Source organism: Parabacteroides sp. ZJ-118, assembly GCF_011038785.1.
In the GTDB taxonomy this organism is placed as follows: Bacteria; Bacteroidota; Bacteroidia; order Bacteroidales; family Tannerellaceae; genus Parabacteroides.
Window position 1 is genome coordinate 1 of the sequence record NZ_JAAKDT010000076.1, and the last position, 4052, is coordinate 4052.

A 4052-nucleotide genomic window follows, 5' to 3' on the forward strand; every position below is an offset into this window, starting at 1 on the left:
TAGCGAGAGCCTTCGGATTGCTGGACGAAGAAGTCTATGATGCGGTGATTAATCATTCTGATGAGATAGCTCATATCGCTAAATTCTACAATATGGAATCAGCAAGTTGAACTTGCGAAACTTGAATTGACTGACATACAGATATGACTAATTACCCGATTCGAAATGAACCGGGTAAGGGATGATATGCTTGTTCTTTTGGCTTAAATGAAAGAGCCGTGTGCCATACAGAAAAATACTTGTCTTGGAATTTTGTATTATGCTACAAAAACATTATGTTTGTATTGTATAATAAATATTAGATATGAACTTCGTTGATAGAATAGAAGAAATAGCACGACTGAGGGACGCTCTTTCAAGAGAGAAGTCCTCGTTGGTCGTAGTGTACGGTCGCAGACGGTTGGGTAAGTCAACACTTATTAAAAGGGTGTTGTCGGACAGTGATGTATATTTCCTTGCCGACCGTTCGGAAGAACAACACCAAAGGACTTTACTTGCGAAGGTAGTAGCACAAGTATTTCCTGATTTTGATAAGTTGACTTATCCGGATTGGGAGTCTCTGTTTCGTGCGGTCAATTATCGCACAGACAAACGTTTCACGCTATGTCTGGATGAATTTCCGTATCTGGTGGAACAATCCCCGGAACTGCCGTCAGTGTTGCAGAAACTAGTTGATGAAAAACAGTTGAAGTATAATCTTGTACTTTGTGGTTCATCGCAAAATATGATGTATGGACTGTTTCTTGATTCTACGGCACCTCTCTATGGCCGTGCTGATGAGATTATGAGACTTATGCCGATACGCTTGCCGTATATTCAGGAGGCTTTGAACCTTGATGCTGTGGGTGCCGTTGAAGAGTATGCTGTATGGGGAGGTGTGCCCCGTTACTGGGAACTGCGAGAAAACAGAAACTCACTTTCCGATGCGTTGTGGCACAATATCCTTTCTGTAAATGGCACTCTTTACGAGGAGCCGATAAAACTGTTTCAAGATGATGTGAAGGATATTGTCAAGACTTCTACAATCATGTCCTATATCGGCTCTGGTGCAAATCGTCTTTCTGAGATTGCTGCCAGATGTAATGAGCCTGCAACTAATCTGTCACGTCCATTGAAGAAACTTATTGATCTCGGATTTTTAGAGAAAGATGTTCCTTACGGAATTGACGAAAAGAATGCAAAAAAGAGCCTATATAAGATTGCAGACCCTTTTATGGCATTCTACTATCAGTTTGTCGTGCCTAGCCGTTCGTTCATCGAATTTGGTCGTCGTTTGCCATTAGAACAGGCATTGGTAGCCCATTTCTCGGAGTATGTGAGTATGCATTGGGAAAAACTATGCAGGGATGCTGTAACGGGAAATATGGTCAATGGAATTGTTTACGGCAAGGCAAAACGCTGGTGGGGTTCTGTTCTCAATGAGGATAAGAAGCCTGAACAAGTGGAATTTGATGTAATGGCTGAATCTCTTGATAAAAAGTATCTGCTGGTTGGTGAGTGCAAATGGACAAGTCAAGAGAATGGTAAACAGTTAACAACTGAACTTCTTCGCAAGGCTAATTTATTGCCGTTTGCCAAGAACTATACCATCGTTCCGATGTTGCTCCTTAAGAGTGCTCCGAAAGATGATTCCGAGAATGTGATGTTGCCGGAAAATATTGTCAGATTAAGTTACTAATGTTTAATTGGTTTTACTGTATAAATTTTATGCCTGGAACACTGAATTATCAAAATCGTGAAGATATTTATAATGCTTGCGATAGAAGACACTTATCTAGCACGGATTTAAATAGAATATCGGATAATTTAGAGGATATACTTGTTAATCACTTCAAATTCCATGTTATACCACAAACAAAACAATGGCAAGGGGAAGCAAAATTCAGCAAGGAATTTTCTATAATTCGCAAATATAGAAATACGGACAAAGCAGCGTTGCATGATGCTATGGCTTTGGTTTATGTTAGGGAGAAGCGAGGGGAAAAGTATATCCAAGAGTTTGGTAAAGTTAACTGTTGGTTTGTTGGTTATTTTGCTTGTATTAGGAATAGTACTTTACTGCTTTTTTGTGGCTGAAAAAGATACAATTAAAACAATAAATGACTTCTGTAATTTCAAACCTGCCTCTATTGTAATAGGGTTTATTGTTTTGATTTCTAATACTTTTACTGTATTGAATTTTTATAATTGGCATTATAATCCCTCATTTGTTATTAATAAAAAGAAGTTGGTCAAAATCCCTAATAATTATGAATATATTAGCTTCGAGGACTATATGAGCACTAAATAAATTGATTGATGATGATTGCATGATGTTTTAGGTGCAAAATAATATGTAGCAGGTTGAAATTTAGTAGGATTAAAACAACCTGAAAGTTGTGTAATCTCGATTATTTATAGTACCTTTGCCTACAAAATAGGACAAAGGTATTTTTGATTCATACAATGGCTGAAGAAAAGATAGACAACGCTTTAGGAGAAGTAAAGAATATAATGGAAAACAAAAGAGAGGATTGGGTTTGCCATTCACAGGCTATAGCTGCAACTATGTCGGACCGGATGGAGGAACTTGGCATGACACAACGAGTGCTGGCTGAGAAAATGAATTGTACCCAGCAGTATGTTTCTAAAGTGTTGAAAGGTCGAGAAAATTTGTCGTTGGAAACCTTATGCAAAATAGAAAATGCATTAGGTATCAAGATATTGCAAGCTAGAATAAATAAATAATAACACCACAGCAGGACAAGAATATGTCAACACAAAGCGAAGCGGCATTGGAAGCCGGGCTGATAGCCACACTCCGACAAATGGACTACGAGTATGTCCAGATTGTCGAGGAAGATAATCTTTATGCCAATTTCAAGCGGCAGTTGGAGATTCACAACCGCAAACGATTGGAAGAGCACGGACGTACTGAGTTTACGGCAGAAGAGTTTGAGAAGATTCTCATATACCTTGAAGGTGGTACTCGCTTTGAAAAGGCAAAGAAACTCCGTGACTTATATCCGCTTGATACGGCTGATGGACAGCGTATATGGGTGGAATTTCTAAATAGGCAGCAGTGGTGTCAGAATGAATTTCAGGTTTCCAACCAGATTACAGTGGAAGGACGTAAAAAATGCCGCTATGATGTGACGATTCTAATCAATGGTTTGCCACTTGTGCAGATTGAATTGAAACGTCGTGGCGTGGAACTTAAACAGGCATACAACCAAATACAGCGTTATCACAAGACTTCGTTTCACGGATTGTTTGATTATATTCAACTGTTTGTCATATCCAACGGTGTTAACACTCGCTATTTTGCCAATAATCCCAATAGTGGGTATAAGTTCACATTCAACTGGACAGATGCCGCCAATCATCCGTTCAATGAATTGGATAAGTTTGCCGGATTCTTCTTGGAAAAATGTACGCTTGGCAAAATCATAGGAAAATATATTGTGCTGCATGAGGGCGACAAGTGCTTGATGGTACTTCGTCCTTACCAATTCTATGCGGTAGAGAAGATTTTGGATCGTGTACAAAACTCCAATGATAATGGTTATATCTGGCATACAACAGGTGCCGGAAAAACATTGACTTCATTCAAGGCTGCACAACTTGTATCAGAATTGGATGATGTGGATAAGGTGATGTTTGTTGTTGACCGTCATGATCTTGATACTCAGACGCAATCGGAATATGAGGCTTTTGAGCCGGGTGCAGTGGATAGTACCGAAAATACGGATGAACTCGTGAAGCGACTTCAAAGCAATTCCAAAATTATCATAACCACCATTCAAAAACTTAATGCGGCAGTTAGTAAGACGTGGTATAGCAGCAAGATTGATGCTATCCGTCATTCACGCATCGTGATGATTTTTGATGAGTGTCACCGTAGTCATTTCGGGGATAGCCATAAAAAGATTATGAAGTTTTTTGACAATAGTTCGTTAAATTTAGAATGAATCAGGCAGAATCTCGGACTCCGAAAAACAACAAGTTAGGCGGAATCTCATCCGTTAGGATTTGTTTATTTTGCGGATTGCCCGATTTCTGACCCTCAATAA

General features: G+C 39.2%; 3 protein-coding genes and 1 pseudogene. All 4 read left to right on the top strand.

Annotation, left to right across the window (positions count from 1 at the left end; all coding sequences use genetic code 11):
- Positions 1-304: 304 nt before the first annotated feature.
- Positions 305-1678, top strand: coding sequence for an ATP-binding protein (locus G7Y39_RS13015; RefSeq protein WP_165157871.1), 1374 nt, complete (start codon positions 305-307; stop codon positions 1676-1678).
- 29 nt (positions 1679-1707) lie between these two features.
- The gene (locus G7Y39_RS13755) at positions 1708-2076 is read left to right on the top strand and encodes a hypothetical protein (RefSeq protein WP_241160061.1); all 369 of its coding nucleotides are present in this window, start codon (positions 1708-1710) and stop codon (positions 2074-2076) included.
- Between the two features lie 369 nt (positions 2077-2445).
- Positions 2446-2727, top strand: a complete 282-nt coding sequence (locus tag G7Y39_RS13025) for a helix-turn-helix domain-containing protein (RefSeq protein WP_100788715.1) — start codon at positions 2446-2448, stop codon at positions 2725-2727.
- Between the two features lie 23 nt (positions 2728-2750).
- Positions 2751-3938, top strand: a pseudogene (locus tag G7Y39_RS13030) (type I restriction endonuclease); the annotation flags it as partial.
- Positions 3939-4052 lie beyond the last annotated feature (114 nt).